The organism is Streptomyces sp. FIT100 (assembly GCF_024584805.1).
In the GTDB taxonomy this organism is placed as follows: Bacteria; Actinomycetota; Actinomycetes; order Streptomycetales; family Streptomycetaceae; genus Streptomyces.
Window position 1 is genome coordinate 4,666,901 of sequence record NZ_CP075715.1, and the last position, 16,977, is coordinate 4,683,877.

The window sequence follows — 16,977 nt, forward strand, 5'->3', positions numbered from 1 at the left end:
CCGTGATCGATATCAGCGAATCCGTGATGCAGTTCCTTCTCGCGTTCATCGTCGTCGGCCCGCTCATCGGTGCCGCGGCGGCCCTGCTGCCCGCCCCGCCCGGGCTGAAGGGGAAGTCCCCGGACCAGGCCGTGCTCCGCCACGGAGTGACCGTCACCGGAGTGGTCCTCGCCGCCGCGATCGTCCTCACCCTGGGCTTCGACCACGACCAGCCGTCGAAGATGCAGGCCACGACGGACATCAGCTGGATCCCGGCCCTGGACGTGCGGATCCACCTCGGTGTCGACGGCATTTCCCTCCCCCTTCTGGTCCTGACCGCGCTGCTGACCTTCCTCTGCGCGCTGTACAGCTACTTCAAGCAGCCGGCGGGCCCGTCCCCGAAGGCGTTTGTCGCCCTGCTGCTCGTCCTGGAGTGCGGCACCCTCGCCACGTTCGCCGTCCTCGACCTGCTCCTCTTCTTCCTCGCCTTCGAGACGGTCCTCATCCCGATGTACTTCCTCATCGCCCGCTGGGGCGGTGAGCAACGCCGGGCCGCGGCCTGGAGGTTCGTCCTCTACACCGTGCTCGGCTCCGTGGTCATGCTGCTCGGCCTGCTCCTCATCGGACTGAAGGCGGGCACGTTCGACATGCTGGCACTCGCCACTGACAACGGCCGGGGCCTGAGCACGTCCGTGCAGGTCATCGCCGTTCTGGCGATCGGGATCGGGCTCGCCGTGAAGACGCCGATGTGGCCGCTGCACAGCTGGCTCCCGGACGCCCACACCGCTGCCCCGACGGTCGGTTCGGTCCTGCTCGCCGGTGTCCTGCTGAAGATGGGTACGTACGGATTCGTCCGCATCGCCCTGCCGATCGCGCCCGACGGCATGCAGATCTTCGCCCCGTACCTCGCGGCGTTCGCCGTCACGGGCATCATCTACGGGTCCCTGGCCTGCCTCGCCCTCGCCCGGCCGGGCTCCAAGGGCGACCTCAAGCGGCTGATCGCGTACTCCTCCGTCGGCCACATGGGCTTCGTCCTGCTCGGCATCGCCACCCTCACCCCCACCGGCGTCAACGGCGCGCTCTTCGCCAACATCGCCCACGGACTCATCACCGGCCTGCTCTTCTTCCTGGTCGGCGCGATCAAGGACCGGTACGGCACCGCCGACCTCGACGCCCTGGCCGGCGCCACCGGCGCGGCGCTCTACGGCCGCGCGCCCCGCCTCGGCGCTCTGCTCGCCTTCGCCGCCGTCGCCTCCCTCGGCCTGCCGGGCCTCGCCGGGTTCTGGGGCGAGATGCTCGCCCTCTTCGCCGCCTTCGACCCCGCCGAGGGACTCAGCCGCCCCGCCTACCTCACCTTCATGGTGATCGGCGGCCTCGGCACCCTGCTCACGGCCGCGTATCTCCTCGTCGTCGTCCGCCGTGTCTGCATGGGGGCCACCAGGCCCGCGGGCGAGGCGGCGATCGCCGACGTCCAGGGGTACGAGTTCGCCGCCTGGACGCCGCTCGTCGCCCTGACCGTCCTCGCCGGACTCTGGCCCGCGGTCCTCCTCGGCCTCACCGACCCGGCCGTGCAGAAGCTCCTCGCGGGAGGCAAGGCATGATCCTGGCAGCCACGCACACGCCGGCCGCGCCGGCCGTCGTCCAGTCCGTCGACTGGCTCGCGATCGCCCCGCCGACCATCGCCGCCGTCGTCGGCCTGCTCATCCTGGTCGCCGACCTCTTCGTACCGGAGCGGAACAAGCCGCTCCTTGGCTACGCGGCCATCGCCGGCCTCGCCGCCGCGGTGCTCTCGCTCGCCCCGCTGCGCGCCGGCGACCGCTCCACCTTCTGCCTCACCACCGCCCCCGACGCCTGCAGCTACACCGCCGACCACTTCACCCTCGTCATCCAGTTCCTGGTGCTCGGCGGCGCGCTGCTCACCGCCCTGCTCTCGGTCCACGAGACCAAGGACCGGCTGCCCGCGGGCGAGTACTGGTTCCTGCTGCTGTCCTCGGCCGCCGGAGCCGCCCTGCTGCCCGCCTCGCGCGACCTGGCCACCCTGGTCGTCGCCCTCGAAGTGGCCTCGCTCCCCGCGTTCGCCCTGGTGGGCATGGTGCGCGGCGACCGGATGTCGAGCGAGGCGGCGCTGAAGTTCTTCCTCTCCTCCGTCACCGCCACCGCCGTGACCCTGCTCGGCGTCAGCTTCGTGTACGCGTCCACGGGCACTCTGCACCTCACCCAGGTCGCCACCCGCCTGGACACCGTCCCGGGGCAGCTGGAGACCCTCGCCCAGGCGGGCGTCGCGCTCACGCTCGTGGGCTTCGCCTTCAAGACGGCGGCGGTTCCGTTCCACTTCTGGGTGCCCGACACCTATGTCGGCGCGCCCGTGCCGGTCGCCGCGTACCTCTCGGTCATCGGCAAGGCCGTCGGCTTCACCGGGCTCATCCTGGTGACCGTGGTCGCCTTCCCGGCGTACGCGGACGTGTGGGGGCCCGCCATGGCGGTGTTCGCCGCGCTCACCATGACGGTCGGCAACGTCGCGGCGGTACGGCAGTCGGCCACGCGCGCCCGGAGCGCGGTGCGGCTGCTCGCATGGTCCTCGGTGGCCCAGGCGGGCTACATCCTGGTGCCGATCGCGGCGGCGGCGTACTCCAGCGACGACCAGATCGGCTCCACGGTCGCGTACGCACTGATGTACGCCGTCATCAACCTCGGCGCCTTCGCCGTCGTCGCCCTGGTCGCCCGCACGAAGCCGCTGAACCGGATCGAGGACTACCGGGGCCTGTACGCCACCCGCCCCGTGACCGCCCTCCTGATGGGCTTCTTCCTGCTCTGCCTGGCGGGACTGCCGCCCGGCATCATCGGCCTGTTCGCCAAGGTCACGGTCTTCTCCGCGGCCGTCGACGCGGGGCTCGGCTGGCTCGCCGTCGTCATGGGCCTCAATGTCGTGATCGCGCTCTACTACTACCTCCAGTGGACCGCCCTGCTCTTCCGCGCGCCCCAGGAGGCGCCCGAAGCGGCTGCCGAGGGCGCCGCTCCGGAGCGGCACCGTGCGCCGGTCCTGGTCACGGTCGCGATCGTGATCACGGGCGCCGCGGGGATCCTGCTGTCCGGCTGGCCCCAGCTGGCGCTGCGCTTCGCCGCGTCCAGCCTCTTCTGACGGTCTGACCAGGCGGTTCGACAAGCGGTGCCCCCACCGGGCACCGTGTTCCGCGCATCTGGTCCCACACATGACAAACGACAGGGAGAGCCGGCCGTGCTCAGCGGGTTCAAGGACTTCATTCTCCGCGGAAACGTGATCTCGATGGCGATCGGTCTGGCCGTCGGCGCCGCCTTCACGGCGGTCGTCACAGGCTTCACCAACGCCTTCATCACCCCGCTGATCGGGGTCGCCACCAGCGGCACGGGTGACTTCAGCAAGGCCACCTTCGAGCTCCAGGGCGTGAAGTTCCCGTACGGGCTCTTCATCAGCGCCGCGATCGCCTTCGTGATCACCGCCGCGGTGCTCTACTTCCTCGTCGTCGTCCCGATGATGAAGGTGCAGGAGCGTTTCACCAAGGAGGAGCCTGTCAGTATCAAGTCGGCCGTGCGCGACTGCCCGCGCTGCTACAGCGAGATCCCCCAGGTCGCCAACCGCTGCTCGCACTGCACCAGCGAGGTCGAGCCGGTGGCCGAGGCCCTGGAGAAGGCGGGGCTGCTGCCCGCGCAGCGCTGACCGGCGGCTCGCGCGCACGTTCACCCGAACGGCCGAACCCCTCGCCCGGAGAGGCCGGGGAACCCGTCGCTTCCGCCTGGCGTTGACCAGTACGGGAGGGTCCACTGGAGAGCGGACCACCGACCAGCGAAGGGTTCCCCTGCCGCACCACTTGGAGGGCGTACCGTGCACCGCCGGCACAACGGGCTCAGGACCGCCGTTCTCCTCGGCGGGCTGTCCGCCCTCATCATCGTCATCGGCAGTCTCTTCGGCCGTACGGGCCTGATCGTCGCCGTTCTCGTGGCCATCGGGACGAACGCGTATGCGTACTGGAACAGCGACAAACTGGCGCTGCGTGCCATGCGCGCCCGCCCCGTCAGCGAGTTCGAGGCGCCCGCGCTCTACCGGATGGTGAGGGAGCTCTCCACCCAGGCCCGCCAGCCCATGCCCCGGCTGTACATCTCACCGACGCAGGCGCCGAACGCCTTCGCCACGGGCCGCAATCCGCGCAACGCCGCGGTCTGCTGCACCGAAGGGATCCTGCGGATCCTGGACGAGCGTGAGCTGCGCGGCGTCATCGGCCACGAGTTGAGCCATGTCTACAACCGCGACATCCTCATCTCCTCAGTGGCCGGAGCCCTCGCCTCCGTGATCATGTTCCTGGTCAACTTCGCCTGGCTGATCCCGATCGGCCGCTCGGACGACGACGAGGGCCCGGGCCTGCTGGGCATGCTCCTGATCATGATCCTGGGCCCGCTCGCCGCCTCCGTGATCCAACTGGCGATCAGCCGCTCGCGGGAGTACGAGGCCGACGCCTCCGGCGCCCGGCTCACCGGCGACCCGCTCGCCCTCGCCAGCGCCCTGCGCAAGCTCGAAGCCGGTACGAAACAGCTCCCGCTGCCGCCCGAGCCGAAGATCGAGACGGCGAGCCACATGATGATCGCCAACCCGTTCCGCCCCGGCCAGGGCATCTCCAGGATGTTCTCCACCCACCCACCGATGGCGGAGCGCATCGCCCGCCTTGAGCAGATGGCAGGTCGCCGCCCATGAAGACCATCCTCAACGTCATCTGGCTCGTCCTGTGCGGGTTCTGGATGTTCCTCGGTTATCTGCTGGCCGGTGTGCTGCTGTGCATCACGATCATCGGCATCCCCTTCGGACTCGCCGCGTTCCGCATCGGCGTCTACGCGCTCTGGCCGTTCGGCTACACCGTGGTGGACCGGCGGGACTCCGGCGCCCCGTCCTGTATCGGCAACGTGCTGTGGCTGATCCTGGCCGGCTGGTGGCTGGCGCTCGGCCACATCGTCACGGGCATCGCGCTCTGCATCACGATCATCGGCATCCCACTGGGCATCGCCAACTTCAAGCTGATCCCGGTGTCGTTGCTGCCCCTGGGCAAGGAGATCGTCCCGACCGACCAGCCGTTCGCGACGCGCTAGCGCTAGCGCGAGCGCGAGCTCGGCCGCCGCAACTGCCGCGACCGCCGAACCCCGTACGCCGCCGCGCCCAGCGCCAGCACCGCCGCCCCCGACGCCACCGAGGACAGCGGAAGGGCGAAGGCGAGCGCCAGGCAGCCCGCGAGCCCGCAGCCGGCGAGTGCGCGATGGCGGGAACTCAGCGTCCAGGCCGAGGCGTTGGCAATTGCGTAGTACACGAGCACCCCGAACGACGAGAAGCCGATCGCGCCCCGCACATCCGCCGTCGCCGCCACGACCGCCACCACGACGCCCACTGCCGCCTCCGCGTGGTGCGGCACCCGGAAGCGGGGGTGGACGGCCGCGAGCGTGCGCGGGAGATGCCCGTCGCGGGCCATCGCCAGCGTGGTCCGCGAGACGCCGAGGATCAGCGCCAGCAGCGAGCCGAGCGCGGCCACCGCCGCGCCCACCCGCACCACCGGGGCCAGCCACTGCGCCCCGGCCGCCCGGACGGCGTCCGCCAGCGGGGCCGTCGCCCTCCCCAGCTCATCCGCGCCCAGCACGGAAAGGACAGCCACCGCGACAGCCAGATACACGACCAGCGCGATACCGAGCGCCAGCGGAACCGCCCGCGGGATCGTCCGTGCCGGATCCCTGACCTCCTCACCGAGCGTGGTGATCCGCGCGTACCCGGCGAACGCGAAGAACAGCAGCCCGGCCGCCTGGAGCACCCCGCCCGCACCACCGCCGGGGCCGTCGGCGCCGAGCCGCCCCGGATCCGCCGCCGACGAGGTGAGTGAGGAGACCACCACGGCCGCCAGGACCGCCAGCACGACCGCCACGATCGCCCGGGTCAGCCACGCCGACTTCTGAACGCCCCCGTAGTTCACGGCAGTCAGCGCCACGACCGCGGCGACCGCCACCGCATGCGCCTGCCCCGGCCAGACGTACGCGCCCACGGTCAGGGCCATCGCCGCGCACGACGCCGTCTTGCCGACGATGAAACCCCAGCCCGCCAGATACCCCCAGAACGGGCCGAGCCGCTCGCGCCCGTACACATACGTCCCGCCCGACGCGGGGTAGCGGGCCGCGAGCGCCGCCGACGCCATCGCGTTGCAGTACGCCACGGCCGCCGCCAGCCCAAGAGCCAGGAGCAGCAGCGCCCCGGAGCCCGCGGCCCCGGCCGCTGGAGCAAGCGCGACGAAGATTCCGGCACCGATCATCGAGCCCAGCCCGATGACGACGGCGTCGAAGACGCCGAGTGACCGGCGCAGCTCCTGTGTCATGGGCCGCACCCTACTGGCCGCCGCAACCGCCGCCCCCGGGTGGATCGTCTCTCGGTACGACGCCGCACGTCCAAAAGAAAGGCAGGTCACGGCATGGGCATCATCAGCTGGATCATCCTGGGGCTGCTCGCCGGGGTGATAGCCAAGATCCTTCTTCCCGGCCGCGACCCGGGCGGGCTGATCGGCACCACACTCATCGGCATCGCCGGTGCGTTCATCGGTGGCTGGATCTCGTCGCGCTGGCTGGACCGGCCGATCACCAAGGACTTCTACGACGGCGCCACCTGGGTCTCCGCGATCGGCGGCGCGCTCGTGCTGCTGATCGCGTACCGGATCCTGTTCGGCCACTCGCGGTCGCGCTAGCGCGTTCGGATCTTGCCGGGTTCGCGTGTCCTGGTGCGCACATCTGCCGCGTTGTCGTCGGTCGCCGACTCCGCCGTAGCCCTTCGGGCACGGGAGGTGCCCCCACCGCGTCGACTTCTTCGTCCGCGTTGCAGTTACACGCACCGCTGTGACATTAGCTGCTCCGTGGCGGGCCGCTCGTTGATCCGGCCTGATCCGAATGACAGGGCCTAGGCCCGTGCGGGGTCCCCGAGCCCGGTCTTGCGCAAGGTGATGTTCAGCCGGCCGGTCAGGCCAAGCGCCGGATCGGCCGTGCCCGGGTACACCTTCGGCACTCCGTGGTACGCGAAGCGGGACACCCCGCCGAAGACGAACAGGTCGCCGGAGGCCAGCTCCACGTCCGTGTAGGGCCGCCCGCGGTCCTCGGTGTTCCCGAAGCGGAAGACACAGCTGTCGCCGATGCTGAGCGACACCACCGGGGCCCCGGACCGCTCGTCCTTGTCCTGGTGCATGCCCATTCTCGCGGCGCCGTCGTAGAAGTTGACGAGGGCGGTGTCCGGCGCGTAGCCCTCATCACCGCCGTACGCCTCGGTCACCGCCTCCCGCCCCAGCTCCGCCAGCCACTCCGGGAACGCGGCGACGCGCTCGCCGTTCACGTCGTCGGCGGTACGGGTGTAGCGGTACGGCTGCCAGTGCCAGCCCACGCACACCGTCCGCACGGACATCACCCCGCCGCCCGGCAGCCTGGTGTGCCGGATCGGCACCGGACCGCGCGCCCAGCCGCGGCACGCCTCCACGAGCTCCCGCTGCCGCGCCGCGGACAGCCACCCCGGGACGTGCACCGCCCCGGGCGCCACCACGGCCCGCTCGCGCGGGAAGAGCCCGGCGCTCACGGCACCAGCGCGCCTTCCAGCCCGAGCAGCCGCTCCTTGCGGTCCAGCCCGCCCGCGTAACCGCGCAGTGCGCCGTCGGCGCCGATCACCCGGTGGCAGGGCCGCACGACCAGCACCGGATTCCGCCCGATCGCCGTTCCCACGGCCCGTACGCCGGCGCCCGACGACCCGACGCGCTCGGCGATCTGCCCGTACGTCACCGTCTCCCCGTACGGGATCTCCTCCAGCGCCCGCCAGACGCGCCGCTGGAATTCCGTGCCGCCGGTGCTGGCGCCGCTCCCGGTGCCGCCGCCGCTCAGCCCGGCGTACTCGACGGAGAAGCGCGTCAGCTCCCCGCCGAAGTACGCGTGCAACTGCCCGGCAAGCTCCTCGAACGCCTCCGGGGCGTGCCGCCACCCGTCCTGGACCACCGCCGCGCCCTTCTGCCCCGGCACGGAGAGCGACACCAGCGCGGTACCGCCCGGGGCGGTCGCGGACTCCTCGCCGACCAGCAGCAGTTCATCCAGCGGGCTGTCGACCCTCGCGTAGACCGTCATGGCTCCGTCCTCTCTCATCGGCTTTCCGCGCTGTCGAGTCTGGTTCGCCGAGCGCCCGGCGGCTGGCGGTATTCGGACATCACACGCGGCGGGGGCGGAGCGACCGCGGCCGCTCCGCCCCCGAGTGCCGGAACCACTCGTCGACCGGCTCAGCGGTAGTTCACGAACTGCAGCGCGAACTCGAAGTCCTGGCCCTTCAGCAGCGTGATCACGGCCTGCAGGTCGTCCCGGCTCTTCGAGCTGACCCGCAGCTCGTCACCCTGCACCTGGGCCTTGACGCCCTTGGGACCCTCGTCGCGGATGATCTTCGCGACCTTCTTGGCGTTCTCCTGGGAGATGCCTTCCTCGATCGAGGCGAAGATCTTGTACTCCTTGCCGGAGAGCTGCGGCTCGCCCGCGTCCAGCGCCTTCAGCGAGATCCCGCGCTTGACGAGCTTGGACTGGAAGACGTCGAGGATGGCGTTCACGCGCTCCTCGGAGTTGGCCTGCATCAGGATCTTCTCGCCGGACCACGAGATCGAGGCGCCGACGTTCTTGAAGTCGTAACGCTGCGAGATCTCCTTGGCGGCCTGGTTGAGGGCGTTGTCGACCTCCTGCCGCTCGACCTTCGAGACGATGTCGAAACTGGAGTCGGCCATGTGCTGTGGCTCCTTGAAGTCGGGGGCGAATCGGGTGCGGGGACGGCACGTGCACAGACGACCGCGCTCCCCGGACCGCTGCGGCAAGCCTAGTCACCCGCACCCCCCCAGGCGCTGATCAATCCGGTGGCGGAGCACCCCTGGGCATCAGGTATCGTTTACGTCGTTGCCACGGAGCACCGCGGAAAAGCGGCGCACCGGCGACGATCCCATGGCGGTGTGCCCGAGTGGCCAATGGGAGCGGACTGTAAATCCGTCGGCTTAGCCTACCCAGGTTCGAATCCTGGCGCCGCCACGCGATAAAAACGGCCCCTGATCTGCGGAAACGCGGACAGGGGCCGTTCTGCTGTGCCTGCGCTCAGGGCATGACTGTCTCGCTCTGTCTCACTGAATCCCGCTCTCTACCAGCGTCTCTGGACGACACGTGGACGAGATTTCCGGGCGCCACCTGCGCAGACGGGCTGATGGGCGGTTCACGCGGTGGACGATCCCCCGCGGCGCTGGTTAAGGCGGGCGGAGATCTTGGCGTTGGCTGCCTCGTCACCCCCCTTCAGGAACTTCGCGTACACCCGGAAGAGGACGGCCGTGCTGTGCCCGGCTCGCTGGGCGACGAGCTGCGGTTCGACCCCTGAGCTGAGCCAGGTGGAGACGGCCGCATGACGCAGGTCGTATGGGCGCTTGGCGAGCTTCGACTCCTGCTCAGCGGGCGAGAGTACGTCCTCCCGGGCCCGCGCCCACACCTCGCCGTACCCGCTCTCTTGGACGATGCCGCCGCGAGCGGTCCGGAACAGCCGGCCGTCGTCCTCGGCGCGGTACCGGGTGACATGCCACCGGAGCATGGCTACCAGCTCGGGAGGGATCGGCACGTAGCGAACGGTCTTCCGGGTGCGGTGCTTGAGCCCGCGCCGGTCGTGGGCCTCACCCGTGTCCGTCCAGGAGGAGCCGGAGCGAGCCCGGCTCTCCCGGAGCCGGATGAGCCCCCAGCCCTGGCGCGGGAGGTCGCAGTCCCGCAGCCGGAGCCCGACCAGTTCACCGGGGCGGGCAGCGGAGTAGTAGATGCACCCGAAGAACGCTTCCAGGTGCCGCCCGCGGGCACCCCGCTTCCGTACGGCCTCGAAGAGCGCGCTGGCCTGTTCCGGGTCCGGGACGGCCTCGGGGTCCACCTCCTCCTCCACCTTCTCCGGGGCCTTCCAACGGACAGCCGGGAGCGGGTTCTCGGTCAGCAACTCGGCGTCCACGGCAAAGCTGAGGGCCTGATGGAAGATGGCCCGCTTCCGGGCGATGACGGCCCCCGACGATGTCTTGCCGTCCAGCCGTCGTGCGCAGGCGTCCAGGGCCTTCCGCACGAGCATCCGATCCGTCAGGGCGGAGGTGGGGACAGACTTCCGCTCGACCCACGCGAGCAGATCGGCGACGTCGGCCGGAGGATCCTCCTTCCAGCGGTTCACGTTGAAACCCCAGGTGTAGAGCGCTCGCCGTATGGCCTTGTGCTCGGCCATGCCCTTGGTGTCCTTCACCAGGGCGAGGGTGATGGTGGCCATGGCCTCAGCGAGATTCCGGCGTGTGGAGGCGGGAGAGTGGTCCCACTTCATCTCCAGGTAGTTCCTGGCGTGCTGGTACCAGGGGATGTCCTTCGCCTTCTGGACCATCGACTTCGGGAGGCCGCTCTCGACGTCCCAGGGCTCTCCCGAGCGGGACGCGGTGATGAATTGCGCGCGGCGGCTTTCGGCGAGACCGGAGGTTGGGAATGACTCGGAGTGAGTCTGGGTGCCGACCTGCCAACGGAGCTGGAACGGATTGCGGTGGGGCCGCTTGCGGATGCTCCAGATCCGCACGGTGTAGCTCCACTCAGTCACGCGGCCTCCAGCTCGTTGAGGAACGTGTCGAGGGCACTGCGTCGGACCCGCAGATGCCCGTTGGGCAAGCGCCTGACCTCCGGGCCGTAGCCGCGGTTGCGCCAGCGGTACCAGGTGGCGCGGGTGATACCGATCTCCTCCAAGACATCGGTCAGCGGCAGCCACTCGTCGGCCGGGGGCCGACGGCGGCGGGCAGGGGTTGTCATCGGGCGCCCTCCTTCTCGGTGGCAGTGGAACCGGACAGCCCGGACAGCTCCAGTTCCGACTGTCCGGGTCGTTCGTGCTGGTCAGGTGGGGTAACCGGACAGTCGGACAGCTGGGACACCTCCGGTGCGGTCTGTGTCCGGGTCTCGGTGTCCGGGTAGTACCGGCCGCTGCCGTCCTTGGTGAGCTGTCCCGCCTCGGCCATGCGGGAGCAGGTGCGGCGGACGGTGTCCACATCGACCTGCGGCAGCGCTTCGGCGATGTCCTTGGGCTTGGACCCGGGGTGGGCCCGCACGTGCCGCAGGATTGCCGCGCGGGTGTCGCCGATGGTGTGGTCCGATGCCGGTCCGTCCAGCAAGTGCCAGGCACCGGAGGCTTCCTGGAACTGAAGCGCGTACTCGGCTTCGTTCACATCGCGTCCGGTGACGTGAAGGATCCCGTCGGCCTGCCCGCGGGCCCGCTTGAGCACGAGGGTGGCGTCAGCGGCTCCGGCGATGCCGTTGGTGCCGGAGACCTCGGTGAGGAAGTCGTCCGAGCCCGCCTTGCGGACGTGGTGGACCAGGACAACGGCGATGCCGTAGTGGTCCGCGAGCCGCTTGGCGTAGCCGACCGCGACATAGTCCGCGTCGTAGGCGGACACCCCTTGTGGGGCCTGGCCGCGCATCTTGGCGAAGACGTCGATGACGACCATGCGGGCGTCCGGGTTGCGGTCCAGCCACTGAGCGATGGCTTCCACCCCACCCTGCGGGAAGGGCGGGCACTCGGTCACCAGCGTCAGCCCGGCGGGCGCGGCCTGTCCGCCAAGCAGCTTCCCCATGCGGGTCTGCAATCGGCGCGGGGTGTCTTCCAGGGCGAGGTAGAGCACGGGACCGCCCTGAACCGGTACAGAGTCGAAGGCGTGCCCGCCAGCCGCGACGGAGAGGCCGAGTCCGAGGGAGAGCCAGGACTTGCCGACCTTGGGCGGTCCGGCCAGCAGACTGACGCCTTCGGCGAGGATGCCGGGCACGGCCCACTTCGGCTCGGGGAAGCGCGCGGCCATGAGCTGATCCGCAGTCCAGGAGGTGCGGGGGCGCTCGCGCTTCGGCGGCGTCCTGGGCGCCGCTTCCGGGTCGCTGGGCACGGAGTACAGGTGCAGCGGCGGGATCGGGTTCGGGCTGGCGCTCATGCCGCCACCGTCCTCGGACGCCGGGCTCCGGCCCGCAGGCCGGAGTTGATCGTGCGCTGGGCCTCTCGCTCGCCCTGGCCGACTTGGAGGGCGGCGGTCAGGAGCCAGCCCGTCACGTCGGCATCGCTCAGCTCTCCCCCGGCGACGAGCTGTCCGAGGGCGACGGATGCGATGTAGAGCGCGTTGTTGTGCTGGTTCGGGCCGGAGCGGGTGACTCGCTCCACTTCCCCGTTGACCGCGGATCGCAGGAAGGCGCTGCGCCGGCCGCGTCCGGCGAGGGCAACCCTGATTGGCTTCTGTGGGGGCAAGGGGGCAGGGCGCAGCAGTTCGGCGAGCCAGGGCGGCAGGGGCGCCACGGGGCCGTTGTGGGTGACCCTGTAGCGGCGTCCGTCGAAGGTGCTACCCGCGCCGACGACGAGGCCGCCGACGGCGCGGGTGTCGACCTTCCAGCCCAGTCCGCGGGCACTGTCCCCGGCGGTGTTGCGCAGGGGCTGGCCCTCCGGGGCGGCGAAGTACAGGTGGGTGCCGCCGCTCCACGTACGCACCGTGTACGTGTCGGTCGGGAAAGGCTGACCGTGGCGCTCGCAGAGCACTGCGAGCACGTCGGCCCCGTCCGTGACGCCGTACTCGGCCCAAGCCGCCGGCGGGACGTCGTCGGGGTGCTTCGGCCGGTCCAGGTCGACGACAACCAAACCGGAGGGTCCGGCGGCGACGCCGATGTTGTACGGGGCGTGTGCCCAGCAGCGGCCGATGCGCTCGCTGTCGCTGGTGGCGCGCGGCTCCCAGTCGCGCAGTGCTGGGCGCTTGTCGCCGGGCACGAGGGGGAAGATGTGCCAGCCGCGCTCAGCAGCGGTGAGGGCTGCGGTGAGCAGCGCGTGGGGCTGGTCATGAGTCATGCTGTAGGTCTCCTGTCTGTCTTCGGACGGGTAGGGAGAACCGCGGCGGCGGGCGACCTTGCTGGGGAGTCCCGCCGCCGCGGCGTTGCTACTGGTGCTTGGCCCAGCGGGCGTACTCGCGGCGGACGTAGTGACGCGGGTCGCAGATCACGGCCGCGTCGTCCACATCCATGAGCCGCTGGGCGGCCTTGGTGGCCACCTCGGCCGCGTCGCCGTGGATGCCGGCGGCTTCGTCGGCGAGGGCGATGCGGTCGAGGACGGCGGCCTTGCGGAGCCAGAACTCCCGCCCGAGCCGCGCGCCGAACGGCTTGTCGGCGGCCGTGCGGGCGGTCCATCCGATCTCGCTGACGATGCTCGGGGCGAGCACGTATGCCGCATCCGGCGTCGGCCACGGCTCCGGCTCGGGGCGGTGGTCGGCGGTGAAGTACAGCCGGATGCGCTGGCCGTCGCGAGTGGCGTGCTCGCGTACGGGCCCGGTGGTGAACGCGTCCGCGAGGGTCTTGCTCACGCGGTCGCGGTCGTCCGCGTCGCAGATGATGCGGATCTCGAACATGGCTGTCCTCTCGGGTCTATGCCGCGTTACGACGGTGGGCGGGGAAGTCGATGACGGTTGCGAGCCGGACCTGCTCGGCCGCGGGCTGCGGGGCCGGTTCGCCGCCGGTCGGCGGCGGCTGGGAGCCCGTGGCCCGGTTGGCGTCGAGTGCGGCGGCCAGGGCGTCATCGGCCCTCCGGGATGCCCGGTGTCCGGCGAGGCAGACCGCGGTGACGATGGCGCCCGGGGTGAGCAGCACCGTGGCGGCGATGAGTTCGGCGTTCACGCCGCATCCCTCCCGACGGTGGCGAGCAGCTCGGGGAGTGAGCCGCCGAGGACGGTGAGGCGGTGCTCGATGGCCTGCCATGAGGTGGGGTCGATGCTCATGAGTGCGGCGGCGGCCGCCTGGAGGTCGCCGCGGGCGGTGGCCTCCAGGGCGGTGCGCAGTTCGCCGGCGGCCATGAGCGTGATCGGTTCGGTCATGGTGGTGTGCTCCTCAGAGGTTGCCGAGGGCGTTGATGACGGCGGTGGCGAGTTCGTTGATGGGTCCGGAGGCGCCGGTGGAGGCGAGGAAGAAGCCGAACCCGGCGGCGGTGAACGCGCTGCCGTAGCCGAGGGAGTTGGAGCGCAGGAGGAAGAACAGGACGAGCCCGAACAGGGCGACGAGGGAGACGGTGACGACCACGGCGGGGAACTCCTTTGACGGTGTGGCGGGGTGGCTGGCTAAACTTCGGGCACCCTCGGGTGCTGGCAAGCTCGTGGGAATGGCCGACGGTTGCGCCCACCTAGCTCCTGCAAAGAGCGGGGTACGTCTCATGACGGGCACCGTCGGCCGCTTCGTGTCCGGGTCAGCGGGTGCCGTCGCGGTGGATGCGCGCGGCGACGTTGAACAGGTGGCGGCCGGTGCGTATGCGTTTGCCGGTGGCCTTGCAGCGGCGGCAGTCCTTGCCGCGCTTCATGCGGCCCTTGCGGTCGTGCTTCATCTCGAAGCCCCAGCCGCGGCACTTGCGGCAGGGTCCGAACGGCACGGCCGCACATAGCCCGCCGTAACAGAACGTGACGGCGAGTAGGCAGGCGATAGCGAACAGGGCAGGGGTCATGACGGGCCCTCCCAGGCGGGTTTCCGGGGTTTTCGCAGGTGGGCCGCTATGCGCTAGCGGCCTGATCAGATGGGGTGTGGGCCGCTATCGGGGCTGCTATCGATAGCAGGGCGTCCCGCTATCGATAGCGCCCCCGGGTAGTCAGCCCGCGTCCCGATTCTGGTTACGTTCCGCTACCGCAGCAGCGATGTCGGCACGCTTGATGCCGCGCTTGTTGACGAACTTGCCGTCGATGCGGCGCCCGACCTGCCCGACCGGGATGCCGTAGGGCTTGAGCACGGCGGTCAGGTGCGCGGTCTGCTCCTCACCCGACATCTGCGCCCACTCGCCGTAGGTTTCGGGCCGCAGCTCCGCGAGCCGTTCGACGACTGTTTCGTTCCACACCTTGGCTTCCTTCTCGGGGATGACCGCGAGAACGTCCGCCAGCAGCGTCGATGTGGTGGCGTCGACCGGTTCGAAGACCTCCCCGAGCGCGTGGCCGGAGAGGGTGCCGGCCGCTTCGCGTGTCCTGCGGGCGCGCAGTGCGATGCGTTCGGCGGTCGGGGCGTCCACGTAGACGCTGCGGATAATCCGGGCATCGGAGCCGTCGCCGACGAAGTAGGCAATGCCCTTGTCGGCCCAGGCGAACATGGTCGCGCGCACGCCGCGCTTGTGGGCGCCGGTGCCCAGCACCATGTCGTTGGCGGTGTGGTCCATGACCTTCATGCACAGCCGCACACCGGCGTTGGCGCTGATGCCGGTGGGCAGCGACTTCGCGTCCGGCCGCTGGGTGGCGAGCAGGAGCACGATGCCGGTGGCGGGGCCGCGCTTGACCAGGTCGGTGCAGATCGCCTCGAACTCCTTGCCGTACTCGTGGTGCTCGAACCACACCTGGCACTCGTCCACGCAGATCACGATCGGGTGCAGGCCAAGGCTCGGCTTGGAGGCGAGTTCGCTGGTCACCTTGGACTCCGGGCAGATGTCCCGGGGCAGGGAGCGGATCACCTTCGCGCGGCGGCGCAGTTCCTCGCGGATTTCCCGCATGTCGGCGATGGCGTACTCGATGTCCTCGTCCTCTTCACCGGCCCGGTGGCGGTGGGAGACCGCTTCGCCGACCGGGTCGAGGTCGCCGGTGCCCTTGAGGTCGTAGGTGTGCAGCTCCGCTCGTGGGTCGAGCGCGGCGATCAGGGCGAACAGGCGCAGCAGGAACGTCTTGCCCATGCGCGGGATCGCGCCGATGATGCCGGCGATGTACATGAACGTCAGGCCCACCCACCGTCCGCGCTGGTCGGTGGAGAAGTCGACCGGCTTGAACAAGTCCACGCTGCCTGCCTTGAGCAGCGGCCATGCGGGCTGCTTGGCCTTGTTCATGTCCTGATCGCCGACCCACAGCACCAGATGGCCGGTGTGCTCATCCGGCACCGCTTCGGGCCACACACAGCCCAGCGGGCGGCGCAATCCAGAGGCGAGGCGGTCACGGCGCTCGATGATGTCGGTGACCGTCACGCCGTAGGGGAGGTTGCCCTCCGCACGCCAGCCCGGCCCGTCCCGGGTGATCGGGGCGGTGAATTCAAACCCCTCCTTCCCCTTGGACTGGGCCTGATTGATCGCCGGAATGCCCAGGGCCCCGAGGGCGCGCAGCACGATGTCACTGGTCAGCTTCATCGCCTTCGGCAGCTCCACCGCCCGGTGAATCACCGGCGCATCCGCCTGCCGGCCCTTGAACCCCAGTGCCATCACCAGCGCTGACACTGAGAGGGCCTGAAGCCAACCCGGGGCGAGCACGTAGATGGCAAGCGCAGCCCCGAGCCCGACGAACATGGCCAGCACCGTGATCAGGGTGCGGAGTCGGACGCGTCCGTCGCGCTGCCGGGACAGCTTCAGGTAGTCGGCCGCATCCTCCCGCCGCACGGCGGCGAGCCGGACTGGCTCTCCCTCGCGGTCGGCGACCCACCGCATCGTCCCGCCGACGACCCGGGCGGCACCGGTCGGGGCCTGAAGGGTCAAGCGGGCGGCGTAGACCGGTGCGCGCAGCGCGTGATACCCGGCCGCGTGCGCGTAGTGCCGCGCCACCCAGGACGCGGCAGTCTTCAGCTCCGCCATCGACCGCAGCCACACCGGGATGACATCCCTGCGGCGGGCACCCATCAGCCGACCCAGATACCCCGGACCGGCAGCCGTCGGAGTCGGCTGGTCGACCATCACCACCTTCGTTGGGTCGCCCGACGGTTCCGGGATCGAGTCGGCCGACGGGTCGGCGATCGGGTCGGTGTACGAGTCGCCCGACCCGTGGCGGGCCGACCGCGCCTTGCTCAGGTCGACCACATCCGCGCCCGAGTCGGGCCCGGAGTCGGCGGCCATGTCGGCTTCGAGCCGGTTGAACAGTTCGTTCTCATCGTCGTGATTCACTGAACGTTCCTCCCTGGGAACGGGGTTAGGGGTGGGCCCGGACGGCGCTTTCGTCGGCAGGCGTCCGGGCCCTC

20 protein-coding genes and 1 tRNA gene are annotated in these 16,977 nt (G+C 70.5%); 7 read left to right on the forward strand and 14 right to left on the reverse strand.

Going from position 1 to position 16,977, the window contains the following annotated elements; genetic code table 11:
• Window positions 1–2: 2 nt before the first annotated feature.
• The 5 genes from KK483_RS21095 (at window position 3) to KK483_RS21115 (ending at window position 5,091) form a co-directional block, all read left to right on the forward strand.
• On the forward strand, window positions 3–1,580 hold the full coding sequence (locus KK483_RS21095) for a NuoM family protein (protein WP_262006766.1): 1,578 nt from the start codon (window positions 3–5) through the stop codon (window positions 1,578–1,580).
• Window positions 1,577–3,118 carry an NADH-quinone oxidoreductase subunit N gene (locus tag KK483_RS21100; protein WP_262006767.1) on the forward strand — a complete coding sequence of 514 codons (1,542 nt, stop codon included), beginning with the start codon at window positions 1,577–1,579 and terminating at the stop codon, window positions 3,116–3,118. Before KK483_RS21095 ends, KK483_RS21100 begins: the two co-directional genes overlap by 4 nt.
• A gap of 96 nt (window positions 3,119–3,214) precedes the next feature.
• The gene (gene mscL, locus KK483_RS21105; RefSeq protein WP_262006768.1) at window positions 3,215–3,673 is read left to right on the forward strand and encodes a large conductance mechanosensitive channel protein MscL; all 459 of its coding nucleotides are present in this window, start codon (window positions 3,215–3,217) and stop codon (window positions 3,671–3,673) included.
• A 165-nt stretch (window positions 3,674–3,838) separates the two neighbouring features.
• A complete protein-coding gene (gene htpX / locus KK483_RS21110; RefSeq protein ID WP_262006769.1) occupies window positions 3,839–4,702 on the forward strand; it encodes a zinc metalloprotease HtpX in 864 nt (287 codons plus the stop codon).
• Window positions 4,699–5,091: a YccF domain-containing protein gene (locus KK483_RS21115; protein WP_262006770.1), complete on the forward strand. Its 393-nt coding sequence runs from the start codon at window positions 4,699–4,701 to the stop codon at window positions 5,089–5,091. Before htpX ends, KK483_RS21115 begins: the two co-directional genes overlap by 4 nt.
• 2 nt (window positions 5,092–5,093) lie before the next feature.
• On the opposite strand, the gene KK483_RS21120 is transcribed toward KK483_RS21115, so the two are convergent.
• On the reverse strand, window positions 5,094–6,353 hold the full coding sequence (locus tag KK483_RS21120) for an APC family permease (RefSeq protein ID WP_262006771.1): 1,260 nt from the start codon (window positions 6,351–6,353) through the stop codon (window positions 5,094–5,096).
• Window positions 6,354–6,446: 93 nt separating this feature from the next.
• On the opposite strand from KK483_RS21120, the gene KK483_RS21125 reads away from it, so the two are divergent.
• Window positions 6,447–6,716, forward strand: a complete 270-nt coding sequence (locus tag KK483_RS21125; RefSeq protein WP_262006772.1) for a GlsB/YeaQ/YmgE family stress response membrane protein — start codon at window positions 6,447–6,449, stop codon at window positions 6,714–6,716.
• 209 nt (window positions 6,717–6,925) lie between these two features.
• On the opposite strand, the gene KK483_RS21130 is transcribed toward KK483_RS21125, so the two are convergent.
• The 3 genes from KK483_RS21130 to KK483_RS21140 all read right to left on the reverse strand — a co-directional run bounded on the left by KK483_RS21130 (window position 6,926) and on the right by KK483_RS21140 (window position 8,762).
• Window positions 6,926–7,588, reverse strand: a complete 663-nt coding sequence (locus KK483_RS21130) for an alpha-ketoglutarate-dependent dioxygenase AlkB (protein WP_262006773.1) — start codon at window positions 7,586–7,588, stop codon at window positions 6,926–6,928.
• Complete coding sequence (locus tag KK483_RS21135; RefSeq protein ID WP_262006774.1) at window positions 7,585–8,124, reverse strand: methylated-DNA--[protein]-cysteine S-methyltransferase; 540 nt, start codon at window positions 8,122–8,124, stop codon at window positions 7,585–7,587. The genes KK483_RS21130 and KK483_RS21135 overlap by 4 nt, the downstream gene beginning before the upstream one ends.
• Window positions 8,125–8,273: 149 nt before the next feature.
• Window positions 8,274–8,762, reverse strand: a complete 489-nt coding sequence (locus KK483_RS21140) for a YajQ family cyclic di-GMP-binding protein (protein ID WP_262006775.1) — start codon at window positions 8,760–8,762, stop codon at window positions 8,274–8,276.
• A gap of 213 nt (window positions 8,763–8,975) precedes the next feature.
• Here KK483_RS21140 and KK483_RS21145 point away from each other — a divergent pair.
• A tRNA-Tyr gene (locus KK483_RS21145) sits at window positions 8,976–9,057 on the forward strand.
• A gap of 178 nt (window positions 9,058–9,235) precedes the next feature.
• Here the strand turns inward: KK483_RS21145 and KK483_RS21150 are convergent.
• The 10 genes from KK483_RS21150 to KK483_RS21195 form a co-directional block, all read right to left on the reverse strand.
• Complete coding sequence (locus KK483_RS21150) at window positions 9,236–10,618, reverse strand: tyrosine-type recombinase/integrase (RefSeq protein ID WP_262006776.1); 1,383 nt, start codon at window positions 10,616–10,618, stop codon at window positions 9,236–9,238.
• Window positions 10,615–10,824 carry an AlpA family transcriptional regulator gene (locus KK483_RS21155; RefSeq protein WP_262006777.1) on the reverse strand — a complete coding sequence of 70 codons (210 nt, stop codon included), beginning with the start codon at window positions 10,822–10,824 and terminating at the stop codon, window positions 10,615–10,617. Before KK483_RS21155 ends, KK483_RS21150 begins: the two co-directional genes overlap by 4 nt.
• Window positions 10,821–11,987: an AAA family ATPase gene (locus tag KK483_RS21160; protein WP_262006778.1), complete on the reverse strand. Its 1,167-nt coding sequence runs from the start codon at window positions 11,985–11,987 to the stop codon at window positions 10,821–10,823. The genes KK483_RS21155 and KK483_RS21160 overlap by 4 nt, the downstream gene beginning before the upstream one ends.
• Window positions 11,984–12,883: a bifunctional DNA primase/polymerase gene (locus tag KK483_RS21165; protein ID WP_262006779.1), complete on the reverse strand. Its 900-nt coding sequence runs from the start codon at window positions 12,881–12,883 to the stop codon at window positions 11,984–11,986. Before KK483_RS21165 ends, KK483_RS21160 begins: the two co-directional genes overlap by 4 nt.
• An 88-nt stretch (window positions 12,884–12,971) precedes the next feature.
• The gene (locus KK483_RS21170) at window positions 12,972–13,436 is read right to left on the reverse strand and encodes a hypothetical protein (protein ID WP_262006780.1); all 465 of its coding nucleotides are present in this window, start codon (window positions 13,434–13,436) and stop codon (window positions 12,972–12,974) included.
• Window positions 13,437–13,452: 16 nt separating this feature from the next.
• Window positions 13,453–13,701 (reverse strand): hypothetical protein, encoded by a 249-nt coding sequence (locus KK483_RS21175; RefSeq protein ID WP_262006781.1) that lies wholly within the window; start codon window positions 13,699–13,701, stop codon window positions 13,453–13,455.
• The gene (locus KK483_RS21180; protein WP_262006782.1) at window positions 13,698–13,898 is read right to left on the reverse strand and encodes a hypothetical protein; all 201 of its coding nucleotides are present in this window, start codon (window positions 13,896–13,898) and stop codon (window positions 13,698–13,700) included. The genes KK483_RS21175 and KK483_RS21180 overlap by 4 nt, the downstream gene beginning before the upstream one ends.
• Before the next feature lie 13 nt (window positions 13,899–13,911).
• Window positions 13,912–14,100, reverse strand: a complete 189-nt coding sequence (locus tag KK483_RS21185) for a hypothetical protein (RefSeq protein WP_262006416.1) — start codon at window positions 14,098–14,100, stop codon at window positions 13,912–13,914.
• Between the two features lie 163 nt (window positions 14,101–14,263).
• On the reverse strand, window positions 14,264–14,515 hold the full coding sequence (locus tag KK483_RS21190; protein WP_262006783.1) for a hypothetical protein: 252 nt from the start codon (window positions 14,513–14,515) through the stop codon (window positions 14,264–14,266).
• Window positions 14,516–14,656: 141 nt separating this feature from the next.
• Window positions 14,657–16,903 carry a cell division protein FtsK gene (locus KK483_RS21195; protein WP_262006784.1) on the reverse strand — a complete coding sequence of 749 codons (2,247 nt, stop codon included), beginning with the start codon at window positions 16,901–16,903 and terminating at the stop codon, window positions 14,657–14,659.
• Window positions 16,904–16,977 lie beyond the last annotated feature (74 nt).

Coding starts and splice junctions, on each gene's coding strand:
- KK483_RS21125 (WP_262006772.1), top strand. CDS start 6,447: ATGGGCATCATCAGCTGGATCATCCTGGGGCTGCTCGCCGGGGTGATA.
- KK483_RS21140 (WP_262006775.1), bottom strand. CDS start 8,762: ATGGCCGACTCCAGTTTCGACATCGTCTCGAAGGTCGAGCGGCAGGAG.
- KK483_RS21135 (WP_262006774.1), bottom strand. CDS start 8,124: ATGACGGTCTACGCGAGGGTCGACAGCCCGCTGGATGAACTGCTGCTG.
- KK483_RS21190 (WP_262006783.1), bottom strand. CDS start 14,515: ATGACCCCTGCCCTGTTCGCTATCGCCTGCCTACTCGCCGTCACGTTC.
- KK483_RS21155 (WP_262006777.1), bottom strand. CDS start 10,824: ATGACAACCCCTGCCCGCCGCCGTCGGCCCCCGGCCGACGAGTGGCTG.
- KK483_RS21115 (WP_262006770.1), top strand. CDS start 4,699: ATGAAGACCATCCTCAACGTCATCTGGCTCGTCCTGTGCGGGTTCTGG.
- KK483_RS21165 (WP_262006779.1), bottom strand. CDS start 12,883: ATGACTCATGACCAGCCCCACGCGCTGCTCACCGCAGCCCTCACCGCT.
- KK483_RS21180 (WP_262006782.1), bottom strand. CDS start 13,898: ATGACCGAACCGATCACGCTCATGGCCGCCGGCGAACTGCGCACCGCC.
- KK483_RS21120 (WP_262006771.1), bottom strand. CDS start 6,353: ATGACACAGGAGCTGCGCCGGTCACTCGGCGTCTTCGACGCCGTCGTC.
- KK483_RS21160 (WP_262006778.1), bottom strand. CDS start 11,987: ATGAGCGCCAGCCCGAACCCGATCCCGCCGCTGCACCTGTACTCCGTG.
- KK483_RS21100 (WP_262006767.1), top strand. CDS start 1,577: ATGATCCTGGCAGCCACGCACACGCCGGCCGCGCCGGCCGTCGTCCAG.
- KK483_RS21170 (WP_262006780.1), bottom strand. CDS start 13,436: ATGTTCGAGATCCGCATCATCTGCGACGCGGACGACCGCGACCGCGTG.